This is a genomic window from Gordonia jacobaea (genome assembly GCF_965344965.1).
GTDB lineage: Bacteria > Actinomycetota > Actinomycetes > Mycobacteriales > Mycobacteriaceae > Gordonia > Gordonia jacobaea.
In genome coordinates this window covers 477,643-498,566 of the sequence record NZ_CBDRLS010000002.1, presented here as the reverse complement: position 1 = coordinate 498,566, position 20,924 = coordinate 477,643, and the positions used below count along the sequence as shown (strand labels likewise).

Sequence of the window (20,924 nt, the reverse complement as noted above, 5' to 3'; positions counted from 1 at the left end):
ACTTCAGGAGCAACTCGATGAGAGTCGGCATCGGTACCGACGCACATGCACTCGACCCGACCGCTCCGTGTTGGATGGTCGGGCTCTTCTTTCCCGACACGCCCGGATGTGCGGGGCATTCCGACGGCGACGTCGGTGCGCACGCACTGTGCGACGCCGTGCTGTCGGCTGCAGGTCTCGGCGACCTCGGCTCGGTGTTCGGCACCGGACGGCCCGAATGGGACGGGGTATCGGGCGTGACGATGCTCGCGCACGTGTCGCAGCTTCTCGCCGACGACGGGTTGGTCGTGGTCAACGCCGCGGTTCAGGTGATCGGGAACACACCCAAGATCGGTCCGCGCCGTGGGGAGGCGCAGCAGGTTCTCGGTGACGCGCTCGGTGCTCCGGTCTCGGTCTCGGCGACGACAACGGACGGCCTCGGTATGACCGGCCGCGGCGAGGGTGTGGCCGCAGTGGCGACGGCGCTGGTGACCGAGGCGGATCCGACGCCGGGCGACCGGTAGAATCGCACGTCGTGACCTTGCGCCTACATGACACCGCTGCTCGAGAGGTGCGCGACTTCGTGCCGCTGCACCCCGGCCGAGTGACGATCTATCTGTGTGGCGCAACCGTGCAGGGCGTTCCCCACATCGGTCACGTGCGCAGCGGCATCGCGTTCGACGTACTGCGCCGCTGGCTGGAGTACAAGGGCGACGACGTCCTGTTCGTCCGCAACGTCACCGACATCGACGACAAGATCCTGCGCAAGGCCGCCGAAGCGGAGCGACCCTGGTGGGAGTGGGCCGCGACGCATGAGCGCGAGTTCTCGAAGGCGTATGACGCGCTGGGCGTGCAACCACCGTCGGCCGAACCGCGCGCGACCGGCTTCGTGACGCAGATGGTCGAGTACATGGAGCGACTCATCGCGCGCGGACATGCCTACGCCTCGGACGGCAACGTCTACTTCGACGTCCGCAGCCTCCCCGATTACGGTGCGCTGTCGGGGCAGAAGCTCGACGACATGCATCAGGGCGAGAGTGCCGGCACCGGCAAACGCAACCCGCAGGACTTCACCCTATGGAAGGCCGCGAAACCGGGCGAGCCGTCGTGGCCGACGCCGTGGGGTCCTGGCCGGCCCGGCTGGCATCTCGAATGCTCGGCGATGGCGACGTCGTTGCTCGGTCCCGAGTTCGATATCCATTGCGGTGGAATGGATTTGATCTTCCCGCACCATGAGAACGAGATCGCGCAGGCGCACGGCGCAGGCGATCCGTTCGCTCGGTACTGGCTGCACAACGGCTGGGTCACCATGGGTGGCGAGAAGATGAGCAAGTCGCTCGGCAACGTCGTGGCGATCCCGGCGATGCTGCAGCGGGTGCGGGCCGTCGAACTGCGCTATTACCTCGGTAGTGCGCACTACCGGTCGATGCTCGAGTACTCCGACGGCGCGCTCACCGAGGCTGCCGCGGGATATCGGCGTATCGAATCGTTTGTGGGACGGGTTGTTTCGCGCGTGGGCCAGGTCGCCGTGGGGCAGGTGCATCCCGACTTCGCCGCGGCGCTCGACGACGACCTCGGCGTGCCCGCCGCGTTGGCGACGATCCACAACGTCGTGCGTGAGGGCAATACCGCTCTCGAGGCGGGCGACGGCGCGGCAGCGGTTGCCGCCGCCGAGTCCGTTCGCGCGATGATGGATGTGCTCGGCGTCGACCCTCTCGACGAGCATTGGTTGGAAGGTTCCGACGAGACCGATGCGATGTCGGCGCTCGATGTACTGGTGCATGCGGAACTCGGTCGGCGCGCACAGGCGCGTGCCGACAAGGACTGGGCGACGGCCGACGCTGTGCGAGATCGCATGTCGGAGGCCGGTATCGAGGTCACCGACACTCCCGACGGCCCCACCTGGGCGCTCAAGGGCAAGTAAGCAATTCAAGCGGACGGGACGACAACGATGGCCGGAAACTCCAAACGCCGTGGCGCAGTGCGCAAATCGGGCAGCAAGAAGGGGCAGACCGTCGGCTCCGGTGGGCAGCGTCGACGCGGACTCGAAGGCCGTGGCGCGACACCCAAGGCCGTCGACCGTCCGTACCATGCCGCGCACAAGAAGGCGAAGGCCGCCGGGAAAAGCGTTGCGGGAAGGCCGAATCCGCGTCGCAAAGACGACGGTCCGGAGTACGTGCTCGGCCGCAACCCGGTGCTGGAGTGTCTGCGCGCGGGAGTTCCCGCGACTGCCCTCTACATCGCGGTGAACAGCGAACCGGACGACCGCGTCGCCGAATCGGTGAAACTCGCGGCGGACAAGGGCATCGCGATCCTCGAGGTCGGCAAGCCGGAACTCGACCGCATGTCGGCCAACGGACTTCATCAGGGTGTCGCACTGCAGGTGCCCGAGTACCAGTACGCGCACCCCGACGACCTCATGCGCGACGCCATGGAGTCTGGCACCCCGCCGCTTCTCGTCGCGCTCGACAACATCACCGACCCGCGCAATCTCGGCGCGGTGATCCGTTCGGTCGCCGCCTTCGGTGGGCACGGCGTGGTGATCCCGGCGCGCCGCAGCGCGAGTGTCACCGCGGTGGCGTGGCGGACCAGTGCCGGCGCAGCCGCGCGCCTACCGGTCGCGCAGGCACCGAACCTGACCCGCACGCTCAAGGAGTGGGCGGAGACCGGCGCGCAGATCGTCGGCCTCGACACCGCGGGCGACGTGACGCTCGACGACTACGACGGCACCGGGCCGACCGTGATCGTCGTCGGATCGGAGGGCAAGGGGTTGTCGCGGCTCGTGCGCGAGACGTGCGATTCGATCCTCTCGATCCCGATGGCAGGTGACGTCGAAAGCCTCAACGCGTCGGTCGCCGCGGGCGTGGTGCTCGCCGAGTTCGCGCGCCAGCGTCGTCAGCAGTAGCCCTGCCGGCAGGCGTCCCATCGGACCTGTGTGACCGTGGTCGCCCGACGTTCGTTAGGTTGAGGCAATGACGCTGATCGACACCATCGTGACCACGACCGACGGACTTGTCGGGGGTCTCAGGGGAAGACGCGCCCGACGCGGCACCATCAGCTGGAAGGGCATTCCGTTCGCGGCTCCGCCCGTCGGTGAGGGCCGTTTTCGCGACGCACAGCCGGTGGCGCCGTGGCCAGGTGTTCGCGACTGCACGGCATTCGGCAACGCCGCCATCCAGGAGCGTCGATTCACGGCGACGGGTCCTGGGCGCTACGTACCGACCAGCGAAGACTGCCTGACGCTCAACGTCTTCTCTCCCGAGGAGCAGTCGTCGACGCCGCGCCCGGTGATGGTCTTCATCCACGGCGGCGCATACATCCTCGGTACCGCGGCGACGCCGCTGTACGACGGCGCGGCGCTCGCACGCGCGCAGGACGTCGTCGTTGTGACTGTGCAGTACCGCTTCGGGGCATTCGGAATGCTCGATTTCAGTGACTATTCGACGCCGGAACGCACCTTCGACGAGAACCCGGGACTGTCGGACATGCTCGCCGCGCTTCGCTGGGTACAGCGCAACATCGCGGCATTCGGCGGCGACCCGGACAACACGACGGTGTTCGGCGAGAGTGCGGGCGGATCGGCGGTCTTGACGCTGCTCGCGACGCCGGAAGCCAAGGGTTTGTTCGCGCGCGCGATCGCCGAGAGTCCCGCGCCGGAACTCGTCGTGAGCAAGCCGAGCGCGACAACGTTCGCCGACGAGTTCCTGCGCCTGCTGCGTGACCCGGAGCGTCGCACCGGAGACCTCGACGATCGCGAAGAGCCGATCGATCCCGTCACCGCGCGTGAACTCCTCGACGGCGCGAGCCCCGAGCAGATCTTCCGGGCGAGCAATCGGCTGATGCGCTTCGCCGCCAGGGCGCAGACCCCGGAGCCGGTACCGTTCGCGCCCGTCGCGGGCAGCGCGCTGCTGCCGAAACTACCGGTCGACGCGGCGCGAGCAGGCGAAACACACCCGGTTCCGCTGATCGTCGGCGGTAACCGGGACGAGGGCAAACTCTTCGAGAAGCTGTGGAACATGCTTCCCGACGCCGAGCGCATGCTCCTGCGCGTCGAGGACGAGGGTGCCCGCGAGCAGATCTCCGCGCTCTATGCGGGTCCGGGCGAACGGCTGCGACTGTCGGCCGACGCGACCTTCTGGGCGCCAGCGGTGGCCTTCGCCGACGGGCACAGTCGCGTCGCGCCTACCTACACCTACCGCTACGACTTCTTCACCAAGGTGCTCGGCAAGCTCGGCGTCGGAGCGACGCACGCGACCGAACTGTTCGCGGTGTTCGGTGCCTACCGCTCGGCTCTCGGTGCACCGCTGAGCGTCGGGGACTGGCGTGCCGTGGCGCGTGTGACCGCCGACGTGCAGTCGAGGTGGGGAGCCTTCGCGCGCACCGGCGTCCCCGGCGACGACTGGCCGCGCTACTTCGAGGACGACCGCGAGATCCTGGTCATCGACAGGACCGATCGCGTCGAAGCCGATCCCGACGGCGAACGCAGACTCGCCTGGCATCGGGGGACCGGCCTGATCGTCGACGATGGCCCGATCGAGTCAGAGTTCGACGCTGCTCGGGGGATCTGACGCCAGGTAGGTCAGCACCAGTGGGTTGAACAGGTGCGGTGACTCCAACGGGAGGATATGGGTGCCGGGGAGAACGGCGAGCCGACCGTTGGGCAGGGTCGCCGCGAGGTCGACGGAGTGCTCGATCCGAACGATTCCGCAGTCGGCCGCGATGACGAGAGTCGGGGCAGCCACCGCCGCGAAGTCGGTGCTCTCGAATTCCGGCTCGAAGCGCAGCATGGTGACCGTCTTGTCGAAGACGACGTCGGATTCCCTGCCGTGGTGTTCTCCGTCGTCGTGCAGAAAGCAGTCCCGAAGGCACGCGACGACCTTCTCGTCGCTCTCGTCGAGGCGGTCGGTCAGTGCGGAGACCGTGAGTCCGTGCCGGTTGACATAGCTACCCGTTGTCACGATCCGGGCCACGAGTTCGGGACGGCGTTGCGCGATCATCAGGGCGATGACGCCACCGTCGCTCCAGCCGACGATGTTCGCGGGGCCGCGCACGACATTCTCGAGGTAGGCGATGACCTGGTCGGCCATCGACGCGAAACTGTAGGGGCCGGGGCAGTCGGGGCTGTGGCCGTGACCGCTGCGCTCGGGTACGAACAGGCGAAGGCCCGCGTCGGTGAAGTCGCCGAACTGCGCACCCCAACTCGACGCCGACGAAAACGAGCCGTGCAGTAGGACGGTGGGCGGACCCATCGGGTCGCCACCTTGAAAATGCCACAGCAAATCCCCGTTGATGTCGATGTAGCTTCCACCGTCGGCGCGGTCGCCGACACTCGGTGATGCACTGCGGAAATGTGCGTCGATCATCCGCTCGATTCTCCGGCCAACCCTCCCAGGCGGCGACAACTGCCGTTGGACATGCGGCCCATGCTTCCAGAAGCCGTGGAGCCTGTGGACACGGAATGGACTCGAAACTGCAACGGCAGCACACATGCGGCAGGTCACCCGTCCCAACGCTGACACGCTGATGTGTGTTCGCTGACAGTCGCATCTGCACAGCATTAACCTCAAACGTGCAAGTGCTTCCGGCCAGACGCATTGAGGCGAGATCGGTGGAGTTCCCGTCACGGGGGATTGGGTGTGCAGAGTGGGCATGTGCCGTCGGATTGTTGTGATCGCCGCGGCACTGTGTGCAGTGCTGGCGTTATCCGGAGTCGGCGACGCGTTGGCAGCGCAGGGCGACACACCACCTCCGCTGGGATTGCGATCGATCGGGGCGGCTCCCGACATCACCTTTGCGGGCCAGCAGGCCCAGGTCAGCGTCTCGATTCCAGCGCCACAGAACCTGACGCCGGACAAATTGAGCGGATTTACCGACGTCCCGCCGTTCGTCACCGGCGGGACGGTCGACGTTCTGCAGGGTGACCGGGTGATCTCGCGGACGCCGATCAATCCGGCGCCGAACTCGCCGATCGAGTTGCCGCTGGCGGGTGTTCGTGTGACCCGCAACGCCGCCGACATCACGTTGCGGGCCTACCTGACCGTGAGCGGAATCTGCCAGTTCGACCCGGACAACGCGTTCCACATCCGCGACACGACGCTCTCCTTCACCGGGCGCGAGGCGATCCCCCGAAATGTCGCCGAATTCCTTCCCCCGATCCTGCGCAAGCTCACGATCTTCGTCCCGCAGAACCCGACGAGTGCCGAGGCGTCGGCGGCCGTCGGTCTGGCGACGTCCGTCGCGTCGAACTACGGCACCGCCGACTTCGACATCGACGTCGCGTCACTGGGTGCGGGCTCGCTCGTGCCCAGCGGTCAACCGGATTCGCTCGAACGGCAGATCGTGATCAGCAGCGCGGCGCCCGCCGGGCTGAGCGTCGAGAATCAGAACGGCGCGGCCTATCTGGTGATCGGCGGTCAGGCCAACGAGCTGACCAACCAGGCGCGGGCTCTGACGTCGAATCTGTCGCCGATCGCGCAGAGTTCCTCCGCGGTCGCCGGTCCGCTGCACGACGCGCCGCAGCTGACTCCCGAGGTGCAGACGCTGGCCGATCTGGGCATCAACGATCAGATCGTTACGTCGTCGGCATGGCCGTCGATCACGCTCGGGATCGACCAGACCCGCCTTGGCAGGCCGTCGCAGGACATCCGTGTGCAACTCATCGGATCGGCGACACCGGCGGCGAACGGGTCGTCGCCGGTGGTATCGGTACGGCTGGGCGATCGCGTCATCGCGACGATCAAGACCGATGACTCGGGTGCGTTCAACCAGTGGGTCGACCTGCCAAACGATGCGTTGAGCAGGTACAACGGGCTGGTCGTCACGCTCGAACGTGGCGACGTCAAAGAGGGCTGCGGCAACGGGACCCGTGGGTCGCTGAGCGTCTCTGCGGCAGGCGAGATACGTAGCTCGCCCGCAGATCCGCCGATCCCCGCGGGGCTCGGCTCGATGCCACAGTCACTGATGCCGCGCACGCAACTGGCATGGACCAAGGGCGACGTCCCCGACGTGGCGCGCGCGGTCTCGATCATGACGACGATGCAGCGGTTGTCCGCGGTGCCGCTCGGCGTCGACGTGGTCTCGATGTCCGACGCCGCGTCGTCGACACAGCCTGCGGTGCTGATCGCCGCTGACGGGCAGGGACTACCCGACGGCGTCGCGCTGCCGGTGACGCAGAAGTCGGGGACGGTCACCGTGCGCTCGTCGTCCGGCGCGGAATCGAAGGTGACGCTGAATCCGCAGGTGCAGTTCGGGTCGCTGCAGGTGACGCGGTCCGACGACCGCAGCATGCTGGTCGCGACCTCGACCAACGACGTCGGTGACCTCGACGATCTGGTGCGCTGGTTCTCCGACAACGCCTCGAACGCGACGGGCGACGCCGCGCTGAAGATCTCTGGCCGCGATCCGATCACGGTCGACGCCGACGCGGGTGCCCACGACGAGACGTCGAACAGTCATCCGCTGGGGTGGCTCGTCGTCGTGGCGGTGATCCTGGGAGCGGTGATCCTGTTCCTGATCGTTGCCGCAGGACTCAAGCTGCTGCGGCGTCGACACACCGGTGACGACAGCGCGCAATGACCGTCACCGAGGCACCCGCTGACTCCTCCGGCGCGTCGTCGGAGGAATCGCGGAGTGCGGGTAGGTCGATTGTCTCGCGGCTGCTCCTCAGGTGGCTGCTGCTGGTCGCGGCGACGGTTGTCGCCTACTGGCACAACATCGGGCAGTGGTACCGCGAGATCTTCGTATACGAGTCGGATCTCAGCTACATCCTCGTGGTGCTGGTCCTTGTCGCCATGGCCGCGTACGGGGTCACATTGCGCCGCCACGAGGAGCGGGCGATCCGCGATCGTCAGACCGACATCATCGTCGGTGTCATCGTGATGCTGCTGTCGTTCTGCTTCGACGGCGCGCTGACCAACCGGTTCACCGGTTCGCTGTATCTGCTGACGCACCTCGACATCCTCGGCCTGCTGACGTTCTTCTTCGGCGGTTCGATCCTGATGTTTGGGCTGCGGCCGACGATGCGCTACCACTGGGTGTGGCTGTTCGGACTGGTGACGTTTCCGATCGTGTACCGGGTCGCGTTGCTGAGTATCGGTGGCAACGAGTTGTCCGCGGGTCTGGTGATGACGGTGTTCGGGGCGGTGGCCGCCGCAATCGCGATCGGTCGTGATCGACGGTCGGCCCTGATCGGCTTCATCGCGGCGGTCGTGCTCGGGGTCGTGATCGTCGTGGTTGTCCACATCCTGCATCCCGACGCCCCGCTCTTCGCGTTTCAGGCACTCCCCGCGGTCGGCAGCGTCTTCGTCGTCGGATTGATCGCGTACCTGCATCGCCGTCGGCACACGACATCGCGTCCGTTCGACCGCCCGTTGTACGAGCCGGGCGTCGAGACGGTCAAAGCGGGTGCCATCTGCGTGCTCGTGGTCAGTGCTGTGATCACGCTGCTCCTGCCGTTTCAGCGAGTGGTGGCTACGCCGGTGACGACGATCGCGGGATTGTCGACCCAGGCACCGTTGGCGGTGCCACCCGAGTGGCGCCAGGATGGGCCGACGCTGCGCTACGACTTCGCCCACAACCTCTACGGGCGCGGTGCGCAGTTGGCGCGACAGAATCTGATCCAGCGATCCGGGGATATCGCATTCGACAAGGAGTCCCGTCCGCGCAAGGTGGTCGTCGACACGATCGAAACGCTGTACCCGCTGCAGTTCGACCTCTACCCGCAGACCTTCACCTACGACCTGTTCGGTGACCGCTTCTCCGACTCTGTCAATGTAGTACTGCCGCACGGCATCCCAGCAGTTCTCGAGGTGATCCTCGATGACAGGAGGTACCTCACCTACACCCTGCTCACCTGGCTATGGGGCAACGGTACGCACGCGCAGCAGGTGTCGGTGTGGTCGGTCGACAACCACGAGCCGAACGCCTACTTCCCGCAACCCGACCTGACGATCGCGACGAATCTGCGTGCGCTGGTCGACATCACGCTGCGGGGCAACGCGGTGACCCGCGACGACCGCCCTGATTTCAAGGACCGGCAGCTGGTACTCGACGCCGGGCGCGACATCGTCAACGAACAACTGTCCGGCGTACGGCGGGAGGATCAGCCATGACCGAATCCGCATCGGAGCAACCGACATTCGCCTCGCCTACCACCAAAGAAGAAGTCGACGAACTGCTTTCGGACGAGAAGTACCGCACTGCAGCGCTCGACGACGCGATCAACCGGCTGCGTCGCGAAGATCCGATGATGACCGCGTCGGTCGCGTTCAGTCGGACGCAGAAGATCATCGGTGCCGTCGTGGTCGCCGTCATCGTCGTCGGATTCGTGTTCTGGCCGGTCGGTACCGCGGCGACGCTGGTGTCGATCGCGACGGTGATCTACATCGTCTCGCTCATCGAGCGGCTCAACACATTTCGGCTGGGCCTGGTCAACGGTGCGATCCGGATCTCCGACGAGGCGGCGCGAGCGATCGCCGACGACGACCTGCCGAAGTACACCGTGCTGGTTCCCGCATACGGTGAACCGGAGGTCGTCGGACAGTTGATCGAGGCGATGGAGTCGTTCGAATACCCGCAGGAGAAGCTGCAGGTGTTGCTGCTGCTGGAGGAGGACGACGCCCCGACTATCGAGGCCGCTCACGCGGTCGACTCGTCGCCCATCATCACCTCGGTGCTCACACCGCCCGGCGATCCGCGGACCAAACCGAAAGCCTGCAACTACGGATTGCATTTCGCCACAGGCGATATCGTCACAATCTTCGACGCGGAGGATCACCCCGACCCGCTCCAGTTGCGCAGGGTGGTGGCTACGTTTCGTGAACTCGACGACGATTCCGTCATCTGCGTGCAGGGCAAGCTGAGCTTCTACAACGTCACCGACAACGTTCTCACGCAATGGTTCACGGCCGACTACGGCATCTGGTTCGGCTACCTGTTGCCGGGACTGATGGTCAGCAAGGCGACGATTCCGTTGGGCGGGACGTCGAATCACTTCCGCAAGGACATGCTCATCGAGCTCGGTGCGTGGGATCCGTTCAACGTCACCGAGGACGCCGATCTCGGGGTGCGCATCGCAGGCGAGGGTTACCGCACCGCGGTGCTCGACTCGGTCACGCTCGAAGAAGCAAATGTGGACGGCATCAACTGGATTCGTCAACGGTCGCGTTGGTACAAGGGCTACATGCAGACGTGGCTCGTGCACATGCGCAGGCCGCGGCGCCTCTTCCACTTCATGGGTCTGCTCGGGATGACTCGGTTCACCCTGCTGATCGCGGGCACTCCCTTCATCGCGTGTATGAACATGATCTTCTGGCTCATCCTGATCGTGTGGATCGCCGGGCAGCCGGCGTTCGTCGCGCAGCTCTTCCCCGGGCCGATCTACTACCTGTCGCTGATCTCGTTCGTCATCGGTAACAGCGCGGCGATCTACATGACGCTCGTCGCGAATCGGGAAGACGACCGTGGCGAACTGCTCTGGTCGGGGCTCATCGTCCCGTTCTACTGGGTGATGATGAGTATCGCGGCGATCAAGGGCATGTGGCAGTTGCTGTTTCGGCCGTCGTACTGGGAGAAGACGGCACACGGGCTCACGTCCGACGCCAGTCCGTCTGACACGTCTGACGCTTCCGGTGCTTCTGACGCGTCGGCTTCGTCGGGTACGGGTTCGTCGGGTACGGCTTCGTCGACGCAGGCGGCTCAATGACCCGTCGATCCGTCGCGCTGTGGCTCGTCGTGTGGCTGGCCTACCTGTCTTTCGGCGTATATCTGGCAGTCGGCGTGCACGCCTACTTCGGCGACTCGTTGGCGCGCGTGCAAGCAGCGCAGAGCGTGCTGTTCAGTCGGGATCCCCACTTGGCCGCAATAGGATTCATCTTCACACCCCTGACCGCGCTGGTGCAGCTACCGCTCACCGCGCTGTCGGTGTGGTGGCCGCAGATGACGACCGACGCGTTGTCGGCCGCGATCATGTCGTCGGCGTTCATGGCAGGCGCCGTGGTGCAGGTGTCGGGGGTGGCGCGCGACCGCGCACTGCCCCCGGCGATGACCGTCATCGTGACGCTCGTGTTCGCGATCAACCCAATGATCGTCCTGTACGGGGCCAATGGGATGAGCGAAGCGCCGTACATTTTCTTTCTCGCGTGGGCCGTCCGACGGTTGATCCGGTGGGTCGACACCGATGACGTACACGAATTGATAGTCGCCGGAATCGCTCTCGGCCTCGCCTACCTCACGAGATACGACGGCGCGGTCGCAGCATTTGTCGCAGGGTGCTTTGTGGCATTCGTGACCTATCGACGTTCCGACAAGGCAGTCGGGCGCAGGCTGCGCGCGCAGCGGGCGCTGCTCGACGTCGTGCTCGTCGCGTCGCCGAGCCTGCTGGCGTTCATCGTCTGGGCAATCACGAGTTGGCTGATCACAGGCCAGGCGTTCGCGCAGTTCACCTCGCAGTACGGAAACACCGCGATCATCGATCAGTCGGGTGGCACGGGCAGTGCGACCGGCATTGAGGCGCTGCGTTTCTCGATTACCGAACTACTTATCCTTGCGCCGCTTTACCTTGTGCTGTTCGTTCTCGTCGCGTGGGTGCGTATTCGCCGGCACCGGCTGTATCCGCTCGCGGTACCGGTCCTGATCATCGGTGCTGTTGTTGCGTTTCAGGTACTGAGCTACGTCCGCGGAACCACTTTCGGATTCTTGCGCTTCTACATGACGATCATCCTGTTGGCCGCGGTGACCGCGCTGCTCGCCACCCCGGCGCGTCGCACCGAACCGTATCGTCGACTCGGACCGCGAGCGTCACTGCCGCAAGCGAATCCGCGCGCAGGACGAGGGTGGCGCTACGGCGTGATCGGCACTGTCGCGGTCCTCGCATTCGTGGTGGGACTCCCCGTCACCGCTGCAGGCATGACGTCGCCGAAGTATGCGCCGCAGGAGTTCGCATACCGCTCTGTCGTTGCGCCCAAACCCGATTCGACGGAGAAGCGCTACCTCGACGAAGCGCGAGTGCTGCGGTCGTTCTCCACAGAGCGGGCGCTCGCAGAGTACCTCGACTCGCTGCATCTGCCGGAGGGCAGCGTGCTCACCGACACCGTCTACGGTTTCGCCGTCGTCGTGCAGTCCCGACATCCGAAGCAGTTCGTGATTCCGTCGGATCAGGACTTCGACCAGATCTTGAACGAACCCGCTCGGTTCGGAGTGCGGTTTCTGCTCGCGGTGCCGCGAGCCGGCCGCGGGTCGTCGGACGCATTGAACATTCGATACCCCACGCTGTATGACAACGGCGATCAGATCTCAACACTCGTCCTCGAGGCCCGCAACCAGGGCGCCAACATGCCGAACTGGCGTGTGTACGAGGTGAATCCGCGGACTTCGTGAGAGCTGTCAGGAGATTTCGCGTGCAACGACCTGCCAGGCGGGGTCGTCGTAGCCGATGTCGAACGTGCAGTCGTCGAGCCGCGGGTCGGGGACGAATGCCCACAGCAGGGCACCCGCGACCCCGACGGAGCGTAGCGACTCGTACTTGCTGGTGAACTGGCGTGCGCGAGTGTCGAGTGGTAGACACGACCCGGCCTCGATCCCAATCTCGTTGACCACCAACGGTTTACCGAGATTCCTTGCCTGGGTAAGGCGCGCAGGGAGATTGCTGCCACCTGGTGCGATCGCGCCGCCCGCGCTGTAGTCGTGGTAGTCGAGAACGTCGAGGCCGTGGGATGCGGCGACGCGCGCGTAATCGCCTCCCGTGAGCCCACATTGGTCGCCCCCGACGAAGCCTGCGAAGATCGGGTGCTTGGAGTCGATGGCCCTGATGCGTTGGCCGATTTCGTCGAAGAACGTACGCAGAACCGCCGCGCCGTTGGCTGGACAGGTACGTGTCTGCCAGGCGCATCCCGTGGCTCCGCAGTTGCTCGCCTCGGGCTCTCCGACCGGCTCCCAGCCCGCGAGCGTCGGTTCGTCGTGCCAGCGTTTGATCGCAGTGGACAGCCAGTCGTCGAAGGTCATTTCCGCGGCGATTTCAGTTGTGCGCCAACCGCTCTGGTACCAGGAACGCTCTTTGAACTTCTCGTTCTCACACGCGCCGGAGCTTCCGGTCAGCACCGGCAGGATCATCTGGTTGTGCCGCTTGGCTGCGGCGAAGACGGCGTCGAGTCGTGAAAAGTTGTCTCTGCCGGTCTTCTTGTCGACGATGAACGCCGAGTAGAGGTTGAACCGCGTCAGCGCACGCGGAGGGAGCTTGCCGAAGTACTCGTCGAGATCGACCTGGGCGCCGCATCCGACATTGATCGCCCAATCGGTGCCGAGTTGGTAGCTGTTGAAACCTGCGGGAAACCAGGTGCGTCCGTCGAGTGTGAGCCCGGTTTCTGTCGTCGCCACCCTGCCCGCGAAGTCGTGGTGCGCCGAGGGTGCCGCCGACTCGTCGTCGAGCGTTCTGGGAGCAGGTTGGCCGCACGCGGCGGCGAAGACCATGACCAGCGCAGCGATCACGCAGAATCGGAGCGCGTGCCGGAAGGTCACGCCTCGAACCCTACTCCGCCGACTACCGTCGAAGCGGTGAGAACATTCCGGACGACGCGCGCCGCGGCGGTGCTCTCGTTGATGGTGGCGCTCGTCTTCGCGCTGACTGGCTGCGGCGCGGACTCGACGTCGAGCGCGCCGACGTCTGCGTCGGCATCGAGTGTGTCGGGGTCTGGGGCCGAGTCGAGTGTGTCGGATGCTGCGTCTGGCTCCGGGGCGCCGTCGGGTGCTGTGTCTGGGGCCCCGTCGGTGTCTGCAGTCCTCGATCCGGCGCACCCGCCGCCATACGTCGACCATGTCACGTGGGTGAGCACGGCCGTCGGACCGAGCCTGCAGATCTATCCAACGCCCAACGGCCGCGCGAGCATCGCCGACGACGGCGCGCAGGTCGCCTGGCGCGAGGTGCTCGCGCTGGCCCCCGACGCCGACACCCCCGGCATGAACGCGCAGTTCGTGTGCCACTGGAACTTCGCCCGCGCGGTCGACCCGAACAAACCGAGCTGGAACATCGAACCGCAGCGACCCGTCGTCGACGACTCGACGATGATCGCCACCCGCTGCAACCCCGGCGCGCCGGAGGAGTGAGGCGCGGCGCGTTCTGGCTCGGCGGGCGTCTCGGCGGTGCGCGGGAAGTGGGGGAAGGGTCGTCGAGCGGCGCAGAAAGTAGGGGAAGGAACCCTTCCTCGGGTTGTGTACGTTTCCTCGAGTTGTTGCTAGAGGAAGGGTGAACATCCCGCGGAAAGAACTCTTCCCCTACTTTCTGCCAGCGCCGCGGGCCGCAAGACCCGCTCCGATCACAGCCCCGCCCAAACCCCTACCCCGCGGCGGCGATGGCGCGGCGGGTCGTGTGTTCGCGGCGCGCGCCGATCTGGCGGCAGATCACGTAGATCACGAACGAGATCGTCGTGACGAACACCGAGACCGGCAGCTTGGGGGCCAACGAGAGGATCAGCCCGCCGACGGCGGCGACCTCGGCGAAGATCACCGACAGCACCATCATCAGGGTGGGGTTGGCGGTCAGGCGGGCCGCGGCGGCGCCGGGGGTGATCATCAGCGACATCACCAGCAGCGCGCCGATGATCTGCACGCCCTGCGCGCAGGCGAGTCCCATCAGGATCGCGAAGATGACCGACAGCGTGCGCATCGGAACGCCGTTCGCCTCGGCGACCCTCGGGTCCATCGACGCGAAGAGCAGCGGCCGGTAGATCACCGCGAGCACTGCGAGCACGACGACGGTGGTGACCGCGATCGCGGTCAGGCCTTGTACGCCGACGCTGACCACCTGCCCGGTCAGCAGCGCGAAGCCCGTGCCGATCCGACCGTAGAGCGCGAGAAACAGCACGCCGAGACCAAGCCCGAACGCCATCACCACGCCGATGACCGAATCACGTTCTCGCGCTTTGTTTCCCAGATAGCCGAACACTCCGGCGGCCACGACGGCGCCGATGATCCCGCCGATGTTCACGCTGATGCCCGCCAGCAGTGCGGCGGCGGCGCCGGTCACCGACAGTTCGCTCGCGCCGTGCACCGCGAACGACATCTGTCGCACGACGATCAGCGGCGCCAGTACGCCGCCGAGCAGTCCGAGCAGCGCCAGCGCGAGCATGGCCTGCAGCACGAAGTCGTAGTGCAGCAGATCCGCTGTCACCGAGAAGTCCCAGAAGTCGCTCCAGTGCACGTCGGCGGCAAGCACCGTCTGCCCGGCGGCGAGGTCGGTTGGGGTCGAGCTGATCGTCATGTCGCGGGAAGCCCCTCGGGAGCGGTGCAGTGGTGTGCGTCCTCTTCACCGCCGACGACGAGCAACCGACCGTTGACCCGCAACACCTCGACGTCGCTGCCGTACAACTCCGACAGCGTCGCGGTGTTCATCACTTCCTCGGTGGTGCCGATGCGGAATCGGCCGCCGACGAGGTACAGCACGCGATCGACGTACGGCAGCACGGGGTTGATCTCGTGCGTGACGAACACGACGGCTGTGCCCGCGTCGCGGCGTCGTTTGTCGATGAGTTCGACGACCCGCTCCTGGTTGGCCGGGTCGAGGCTGGCCAGCGGTTCGTCGCAGAGCAGCAGTTCGGGATTGGTGGTGAGCGCTTGGGCCACGCGCAGCCGCTGCTGCTCGCCGCCGGACAGCAGGCCGACGGGTGCGTCCGCGAACTCGGTCGCGTCGACCTCGGCGAGCGCGGCGTCGACCTTCGCTCTGCGCGCACGACGCCCGCGGATGCCGAGACCCCAGCGCGCGCCGTCGACTCCGAATCCGACGAGGTCGCGACCGCGGATCGCCATCGAGTCGGCGTCGTCCGCGTGCTGCTGCGGTATGTATCCGACCTGGTCGGTGACGGTCAGCTCACCCGCCGACAACGGGTACTGATGCAGCAGCGTGCGTAGAAACGACGTCTTGCCCGAGCCGTTGGGGCCGAGGACCGCGACGAACTCGCCGGGCATGATGTCGAGATCGAGATCATCCCAGAGCACCCGCTCACCGAAGGCGAGTCGGGCGTGCCGGAACGAGGCGACGGGTTCGCGACCGTCGGAATCGGACCCGCTCACGCCGGCAGTGCCGAGGCGAGCGCAGCGATCTGTTCCTGCTGCCAGTCGATGTAGCTGTTCTGGCCCGCTGGCAGTGTCTCGGTGAACTCCACAACAGGAACGTTGGCAGACTTCGCGATCGACAGCAACGCTTCGGTGACCGCGTCGACGGCCTGGGTGTTGTAGATGAACACCTGCACCTCACGCTTGCGGAGCAGATCCTCCATCGCGGCGCGGTCGGCGGCCGACGGCGACTGTCCCTCTTCGACGGCCGCGGTGAAGCCTTCCGGGGCAACATCGCGCAGGCCCGCCTCGGTGAGGAGGTACGCCGCGAGCGGCTCGGTCTGCGCGACCTTCGTGCCGTCGTGGGCCTTCTTGATATCGGCGAGCGATCCGCGCAGACCGTCGATCTTCTCGTTGAACGCCTTGGCGTTGTCGCGGTACGTGGCGGCGTTGGCCTCGTCCTTCGCGGCGAGGTCGTCGGCGAGTTCGGTGGCCACCTGGCCGACGACGGGCAGGTTGTAGAAGACGTGCTCGTTGGTCTCACCGTGCGCGGAGTGGTCGGTGTCCTCGTGGTGGCCGGTCATCGTGTCGAAGGCGTTGATCACGGAGCCCTTGGTGTTCTGCGACGCCTTCTCCATGTACTCGTCGTAGTGTCCGCCGTTCATCAGCACCACGTCGGCGTCGACGACCTTGGCCGAGTCGGCCGCGGACGGCTCGAACTCGTGCGGATCGCCGGTCGGATCGTTGAACAACACCGTCACCGACGCCTTGTCTCCCGCGACGGCCGACGCGACGGCACCCCATACGTTTGTCGAGGTCACGACGGTCGGCTTGCCGTCGGAACTGCCCGAGTCGTCGCCAGAACAACCGGCAAGTGTCAGTGCCCCGCCGACGGCGAGGGCCGTGGTCAGTGCCAGGACTGCGCGTTTCATCGTTCGCCTACCCGTTTCGCTAATGACAATCGTTACCGAAAGAAGTGTAGGTGATGATCGACGACGCCGCGCTGCGGGGTCGGTTCGCACGCAACGATCAGCGCGGCAGCGCCCGTCTACCTGCGTTGTTCGGGTGTGCTGAGGATCGTCGGCCGCCGGACCTTCTCTACAGTGGAGTAATGAGTTTCAGGGGGCCGCGGCGAGTCGCGCTCGTCTCGGTACACACCTCTCCGTTGGCGCAGCCCGGCACGGGCGACGCCGGCGGCATGAACGTGTACGTGTGGCAGACCGCGCAGCGCCTCGCCCGACGCGGCGTCGAGGTGGAGATCTTCACCAGAGCGACGTCGTCGTCGGATGCGCCCATCGTCGAGGCCGCGCCCGGCGTCACCGTGCGCAACGTGGTCGCCGGACCATTTGAAGGACTCGACAAACGCGATCTGCCGACGCAGTTGTGCGCGTTCACCGCCAGCGTGCTGCGGGCCGAGGCGCAGCAGCGCCCCGGCTATTACGACCTGATCCACTCGCACTACTGGTTGTCGGGGCAGGTCGGCTGGCTCGCGCGGGATCGCTGGGGAGTTCCGCTGGTGCACACCGCGCACACCCTTGCCGCTGTCAAGAATGCGTCACTTGCCGCGGGCGACACCGCGGAACCGATGCTGCGCGTGATCGGTGAACAGCAGGTTGTCGACGAGGCTGATCGTCTCGTCGCGAACACCGCGACCGAGGCGCATGAACTGGTCTCGATGTATCACGCCGACCCGGCGCGAATCGACATCGTCACGCCGGGAGCCGATCTCGATTGCTACACCCCCGGCTCGATGGAGCAGGCGCGCGCCGAACTCGGATTGCCTTCTGACGCAACGCTGTTGACGTTCGTCGGGCGTATCCAGCCGCTGAAGGCTCCCGACGTCTTGCTGCGCGCCGCGGCTCCGCTGATCGAGAGGTCGCGGGGTGGGGATCGCCCCGTGCGGGTGCTCATCGTCGGCGGTCCGTCGGGTTCCGGTCTGGAAACGCCTTCTGCGCTGGTTGATCTCGCCACGCAACTGGGTATCTCCGACGAGGTGATCTTCCTGTCGCCGCAGCCGTCCGCGAAGCTCGCGCAGGTGTATCGGGCGTCGGATGTGGTTGCGGTGCCCAGCTATTCGGAGTCGTTCGGTCTCGTCGCGATCGAAGCGCAGGCCTGCGGTACACCCGTGATCGCGGCCGATGTCGGTGGGCTGTCGGTCGCGGTCTCATCGGGACGCAGCGGTGTTCTGGTCAACGGCCACGCCATCGGCGACTGGACCAACGCGCTGGAGAAGATGATCGGTTCTCCGGACGAACTGGCCGCGATGCGTCGACACGCACGTGCGCACGCCGAGAACTTCTCCTGGGAACACACCGCAGATGCGTTGCAGGAGAGCTACTCCCGCGCGATGGCCTCGTTTGCCGCGGCCCCCGGCGCACGGGTGAGCCCGACAGGCGCCGCGCGGCGCGCGTCGAGACGGTGGCGGCGTCGTCATCGTGCGAATGTCTGATCCGAACATCCAACCGACCCAGCGTCGTCAGGAGTGATAGCGATGAGCCACATCGAGAATCTCGAACTGTTGGAGAAGTCGCTGACCGAGCGCGACATCCCCTACAGCCGAAAGAGCTCCGGCGGAGCACAATCCGAACACGTCATCCTCGATCTGCCCGGAGAGAAGAAGCTCAAGACGACGGTCCTGCTGACCGCGGGTCCGTACGGGGTGCGCGTCGAGGCGTTCGTCTGTCGTCACGCCGACGAGAACCACGAGGCAGTCTACCGCTATCTGCTCAAGCGCAATCGTCGGCTCTACGGTGTCGCCTACACCATCGACAACATCGGCGACATCTATCTGGTGGGTCGGATCTCGGTGGACGCGTTGACATCTGACGAGATCGACCGCGTGCTCGGCCAGGTTCTCGAAGCCGCCGACGGCGACTTCAACACGCTCCTCGAGCTCGGGTTTGCGACGTCGATCCGCCGCGAATGGGCATGGCGTGTCTCGCGTGGAGAGTCGCTCCGCAATCTGCTCGCCTTCGAGCACCTCATCGACAAGGAATCGCTACCCGAGCCGGGGGAGCCGCTCGAAGGTCGCTACGAGCCCTCCTCGGTGGTCGACGCCGCGCAGGACGGTCCTGCGGGAGGCGCGCAGCTCGACGAGTGACGGTGCGCGAGCAGGCGGGATGCAGAGAGGGCCGTCACATCGTGGCAACAGCCGTTGGTAAGATCCTATTTGACTGATTTACCAACGGAGGTGCCATGAGCGTCAAGAGTCCCTACCCCGATGTCGAGATCCCGAATGTCAGCGTCTACGACTACCTGTTCGGCAGTATCGCCGATGACGACCTAGACCGCGTCGCGCTCGTCGACCCCAAGACCGACACGAAGACCACGTACCGCCAACTGATCGGCCAGATCAACGCCGCCGCAGGCGCTCTCGCGGCGCGCGGCATCGGCGTCGGCGACGTCGTCGGAATCCTGTCACCGAACATTCCCGCGTTCGCCACCGTCTTCCACGGGGTGCTGCGCGCGGGTGCGACGGCCACGACTATCAACGCGCTGTTCACCGCGCGTGAGATCGCCAAGCAGCTCACCGACTCCGGTGCCAAGATGCTCGTCACCATCTCGCCGATGGCCGCGCAGGCTCTCGAGGCCGCCAAAGAGGTCGGGATCGCCGACGACGCCGTCGTCATCCTCGACGGTGAGGGCGTCGAGGCGTCGGGCCATCCCAACGCCGCCGACCTGCTCGGCCCCAATCTGCCGGCGCCGGATGTCTCATTCGACCCGGCGACGCACGTCGCCGTCCTGCCCTACAGCTCGGGTACCACCGGAAACCCCAAGGGCGTCAAGCTTTCTCACACCAATCTCGTGGCCAACGTCGCGCAGATCGCCCCACTGCAGGGGATGGCGCGCGACGACGTGATCGTCGCTGTCCTCCCGTTCTTCCACATCTACGGCATGACCGTTCTACTCAACGCCGCACTGCGCGCCCGCGCGAGCCTCGTCGTGATGGCCAAGTTCGATCTCGTCGAATTCCTGGAGAACATCCAGAATTACAAGGTCACCTACGCGTTCATCGCGCCGCCCGTCGCGGTGGCTCTCGCGAAGCATCCGATCATCGACAACTACGACCTCTCGTCGCTGCACACCATGCTCTCCGGTGCGGCGCCGCTCGACGACGAGCTCGGCAAGGCGGTCGCCAAGCGGCTGAATCTGCACATGCTGCAGGGTTACGGCATGAGCGAGCTCTCGCCCGTCAGCCACCTCATCCCGGTTGACTCGCAGGCCGTGCTGGGGCTCGACGAACCGCCGCTCTCGTCCGTCGGCTGGCCAATTCCGAACTCGGAGAACAAGATCGTCGACCCGGCAACGGGTGAAGAGTTCACGGTGCCGAGCGAGGGCTTGTCCGAGCCCGGCGAACTGTGGGTCCGCGGACCCAACGTGATGCTCGGATACCTCAACAACGAGCAGGCCACCAACGACACCATCGACGCCGACGGCTTCCTTCACACCGGCGACATGGCCCAGCTCGACGCCGGCGGATCGGTCTACATCGTCGATCGCCTCAAGGAGCTCATCAAGTACAAGGGCTACCAGGTGCCGCCGGCCGAGCTGGAGGCGCTGCTGCTCACGCACCCGAAGATCGCCGACACGGCAGTCATCGGTGTCATCGAGGAGGAGTCCGGCGAGGAGATCCCGAAGGCTTTCGTCGTCAAGCAGTCCGATGTGGAGCTGACCGAAGCCGAGGTCATCGACTTCGTCGCCGCGAAGGTTGCGCCGCACAAGAAGGTGCGCGCCGTCGAGTTCATCGAGGTCATCCCGAAGTCGGCTTCCGGCAAGATCCTGCGCAAGGATCTGCGCAAGTAGCCACCCAGATCGCAAGGCAGCGGGCCGCTTTCGGATACTTCCGAGGGCGGCCCGCTCTTGTCGGTGACCCGTCGACCCCGTGTGGAGGCTCGGGTGAAGCC

At 66.0% G+C, this 20,924-nt stretch carries 17 protein-coding genes; 12 read left to right on the top strand and 5 right to left on the bottom strand.

Annotated features, from left to right (window positions below; all coding sequences use genetic code 11):
• Positions 1-17: 17 nt before the first annotated feature.
• The 4 genes from ispF (at position 18) to ACRVY7_RS08410 (ending at position 4,547) form a co-directional block, all read left to right on the top strand.
• Positions 18-503 carry a 2-C-methyl-D-erythritol 2,4-cyclodiphosphate synthase gene (ispF, locus tag ACRVY7_RS08425; protein WP_431816719.1) on the top strand — a complete coding sequence of 162 codons (486 nt, stop codon included), beginning with the start codon at positions 18-20 and terminating at the stop codon, positions 501-503.
• Positions 504-514: 11 nt separating this feature from the next.
• Complete coding sequence (gene cysS, locus ACRVY7_RS08420) at positions 515-1,903, top strand: cysteine--tRNA ligase (protein ID WP_049699867.1); 1,389 nt, start codon at positions 515-517, stop codon at positions 1,901-1,903.
• Positions 1,904-1,930: 27 nt separating this feature from the next.
• A complete protein-coding gene (gene rlmB / locus ACRVY7_RS08415) occupies positions 1,931-2,884 on the top strand; it encodes a 23S rRNA (guanosine(2251)-2'-O)-methyltransferase RlmB (RefSeq protein WP_431816718.1) in 954 nt (317 codons plus the stop codon).
• A gap of 67 nt (positions 2,885-2,951) precedes the next feature.
• Positions 2,952-4,547, top strand: a complete 1,596-nt coding sequence (locus ACRVY7_RS08410) for a carboxylesterase/lipase family protein (RefSeq protein WP_431816717.1) — start codon at positions 2,952-2,954, stop codon at positions 4,545-4,547.
• Here the strand turns inward: ACRVY7_RS08410 and ACRVY7_RS08405 are convergent.
• A complete protein-coding gene (locus ACRVY7_RS08405; RefSeq protein ID WP_431816716.1) occupies positions 4,518-5,342 on the bottom strand; it encodes an alpha/beta fold hydrolase in 825 nt (274 codons plus the stop codon). The genes ACRVY7_RS08410 and ACRVY7_RS08405 overlap by 30 nt on opposite strands.
• A 286-nt stretch (positions 5,343-5,628) precedes the next feature.
• On the opposite strand from ACRVY7_RS08405, the gene ACRVY7_RS08400 reads away from it, so the two are divergent.
• From ACRVY7_RS08400 to ACRVY7_RS08385, 4 genes are read left to right on the top strand one after another with little or no spacing between them, the layout of a single operon-like run.
• Positions 5,629-7,554 (top strand): hypothetical protein, encoded by a 1,926-nt coding sequence (locus tag ACRVY7_RS08400; RefSeq protein WP_431816715.1) that lies wholly within the window; start codon positions 5,629-5,631, stop codon positions 7,552-7,554.
• Positions 7,551-9,089: a hypothetical protein gene (locus ACRVY7_RS08395; RefSeq protein ID WP_431816714.1), complete on the top strand. Its 1,539-nt coding sequence runs from the start codon at positions 7,551-7,553 to the stop codon at positions 9,087-9,089. The genes ACRVY7_RS08400 and ACRVY7_RS08395 overlap by 4 nt, the downstream gene beginning before the upstream one ends.
• Positions 9,086-10,681 carry a glycosyltransferase gene (locus tag ACRVY7_RS08390; RefSeq protein ID WP_431816713.1) on the top strand — a complete coding sequence of 532 codons (1,596 nt, stop codon included), beginning with the start codon at positions 9,086-9,088 and terminating at the stop codon, positions 10,679-10,681. The genes ACRVY7_RS08395 and ACRVY7_RS08390 overlap by 4 nt, the downstream gene beginning before the upstream one ends.
• Positions 10,678-12,354 carry an ArnT family glycosyltransferase gene (locus ACRVY7_RS08385; protein WP_431816712.1) on the top strand — a complete coding sequence of 559 codons (1,677 nt, stop codon included), beginning with the start codon at positions 10,678-10,680 and terminating at the stop codon, positions 12,352-12,354. The genes ACRVY7_RS08390 and ACRVY7_RS08385 overlap by 4 nt, the downstream gene beginning before the upstream one ends.
• 6 nt (positions 12,355-12,360) lie before the next feature.
• Here the strand turns inward: ACRVY7_RS08385 and ACRVY7_RS08380 are convergent, their stop codons facing one another.
• The gene (locus ACRVY7_RS08380) at positions 12,361-13,491 is read right to left on the bottom strand and encodes a beta-mannosidase (protein WP_431816711.1); all 1,131 of its coding nucleotides are present in this window, start codon (positions 13,489-13,491) and stop codon (positions 12,361-12,363) included.
• Between the two features lie 36 nt (positions 13,492-13,527).
• Here ACRVY7_RS08380 and ACRVY7_RS08375 point away from each other — a divergent pair, with 36 nt between their 5' ends.
• On the top strand, positions 13,528-14,076 hold the full coding sequence (locus ACRVY7_RS08375; protein ID WP_431816710.1) for a DUF2599 domain-containing protein: 549 nt from the start codon (positions 13,528-13,530) through the stop codon (positions 14,074-14,076).
• 229 nt (positions 14,077-14,305) lie between these two features.
• Here the strand turns inward: ACRVY7_RS08375 and ACRVY7_RS08370 are convergent, their stop codons facing one another.
• The 3 genes from ACRVY7_RS08370 to ACRVY7_RS08360 are packed head-to-tail and all read right to left on the bottom strand — an operon-like array spanning position 14,306 to position 16,952.
• Positions 14,306-15,229: a metal ABC transporter permease gene (locus ACRVY7_RS08370; protein ID WP_049699858.1), complete on the bottom strand. Its 924-nt coding sequence runs from the start codon at positions 15,227-15,229 to the stop codon at positions 14,306-14,308.
• Positions 15,226-16,038, bottom strand: coding sequence for a metal ABC transporter ATP-binding protein (locus ACRVY7_RS08365; RefSeq protein WP_431816709.1), 813 nt, complete (start codon positions 16,036-16,038; stop codon positions 15,226-15,228). Before ACRVY7_RS08365 ends, ACRVY7_RS08370 begins: the two co-directional genes overlap by 4 nt.
• Entirely contained in the window at positions 16,035-16,952 is a 918-nt protein-coding gene (locus ACRVY7_RS08360; RefSeq protein ID WP_431816708.1) for a metal ABC transporter solute-binding protein, Zn/Mn family, read from the bottom strand. The genes ACRVY7_RS08365 and ACRVY7_RS08360 overlap by 4 nt, the downstream gene beginning before the upstream one ends.
• Before the next feature lie 179 nt (positions 16,953-17,131).
• Between ACRVY7_RS08360 and mshA the strand changes: the two genes are divergently transcribed.
• The 3 genes from mshA (at position 17,132) to ACRVY7_RS08345 (ending at position 20,823) form a co-directional block, all read left to right on the top strand.
• Positions 17,132-18,469, top strand: a complete 1,338-nt coding sequence (gene mshA / locus ACRVY7_RS08355) for a D-inositol-3-phosphate glycosyltransferase (RefSeq protein WP_431816707.1) — start codon at positions 17,132-17,134, stop codon at positions 18,467-18,469.
• Between the two features lie 42 nt (positions 18,470-18,511).
• Positions 18,512-19,120, top strand: coding sequence for a type III secretion system chaperone family protein (locus tag ACRVY7_RS08350; RefSeq protein WP_049699853.1), 609 nt, complete (start codon positions 18,512-18,514; stop codon positions 19,118-19,120).
• Between the two features lie 95 nt (positions 19,121-19,215).
• Positions 19,216-20,823: an AMP-binding protein gene (locus ACRVY7_RS08345; RefSeq protein ID WP_431816706.1), complete on the top strand. Its 1,608-nt coding sequence runs from the start codon at positions 19,216-19,218 to the stop codon at positions 20,821-20,823.
• Positions 20,824-20,924 lie beyond the last annotated feature (101 nt).

Coding starts and splice junctions, on each gene's coding strand:
- ispF (WP_431816719.1), top strand. CDS start 18: ATGAGAGTCGGCATCGGTACCGACGCACATGCACTCGACCCGACCGCT.
- ACRVY7_RS08345 (WP_431816706.1), top strand. CDS start 19,216: ATGAGCGTCAAGAGTCCCTACCCCGATGTCGAGATCCCGAATGTCAGC.
- ACRVY7_RS08405 (WP_431816716.1), bottom strand. CDS start 5,342: ATGATCGACGCACATTTCCGCAGTGCATCACCGAGTGTCGGCGACCGC.
- ACRVY7_RS08400 (WP_431816715.1), top strand. CDS start 5,629: ATGTGCCGTCGGATTGTTGTGATCGCCGCGGCACTGTGTGCAGTGCTG.
- ACRVY7_RS08395 (WP_431816714.1), top strand. CDS start 7,551: ATGACCGTCACCGAGGCACCCGCTGACTCCTCCGGCGCGTCGTCGGAG.
- ACRVY7_RS08390 (WP_431816713.1), top strand. CDS start 9,086: ATGACCGAATCCGCATCGGAGCAACCGACATTCGCCTCGCCTACCACC.
- mshA (WP_431816707.1), top strand. CDS start 17,132: ATGAGTTTCAGGGGGCCGCGGCGAGTCGCGCTCGTCTCGGTACACACC.
- rlmB (WP_431816718.1), top strand. CDS start 1,931: ATGGCCGGAAACTCCAAACGCCGTGGCGCAGTGCGCAAATCGGGCAGC.
- ACRVY7_RS08410 (WP_431816717.1), top strand. CDS start 2,952: ATGACGCTGATCGACACCATCGTGACCACGACCGACGGACTTGTCGGG.
- ACRVY7_RS08370 (WP_049699858.1), bottom strand. CDS start 15,229: ATGACGATCAGCTCGACCCCAACCGACCTCGCCGCCGGGCAGACGGTG.
- ACRVY7_RS08385 (WP_431816712.1), top strand. CDS start 10,678: ATGACCCGTCGATCCGTCGCGCTGTGGCTCGTCGTGTGGCTGGCCTAC.
- ACRVY7_RS08360 (WP_431816708.1), bottom strand. CDS start 16,952: ATGAAACGCGCAGTCCTGGCACTGACCACGGCCCTCGCCGTCGGCGGG.
- ACRVY7_RS08350 (WP_049699853.1), top strand. CDS start 18,512: ATGAGCCACATCGAGAATCTCGAACTGTTGGAGAAGTCGCTGACCGAG.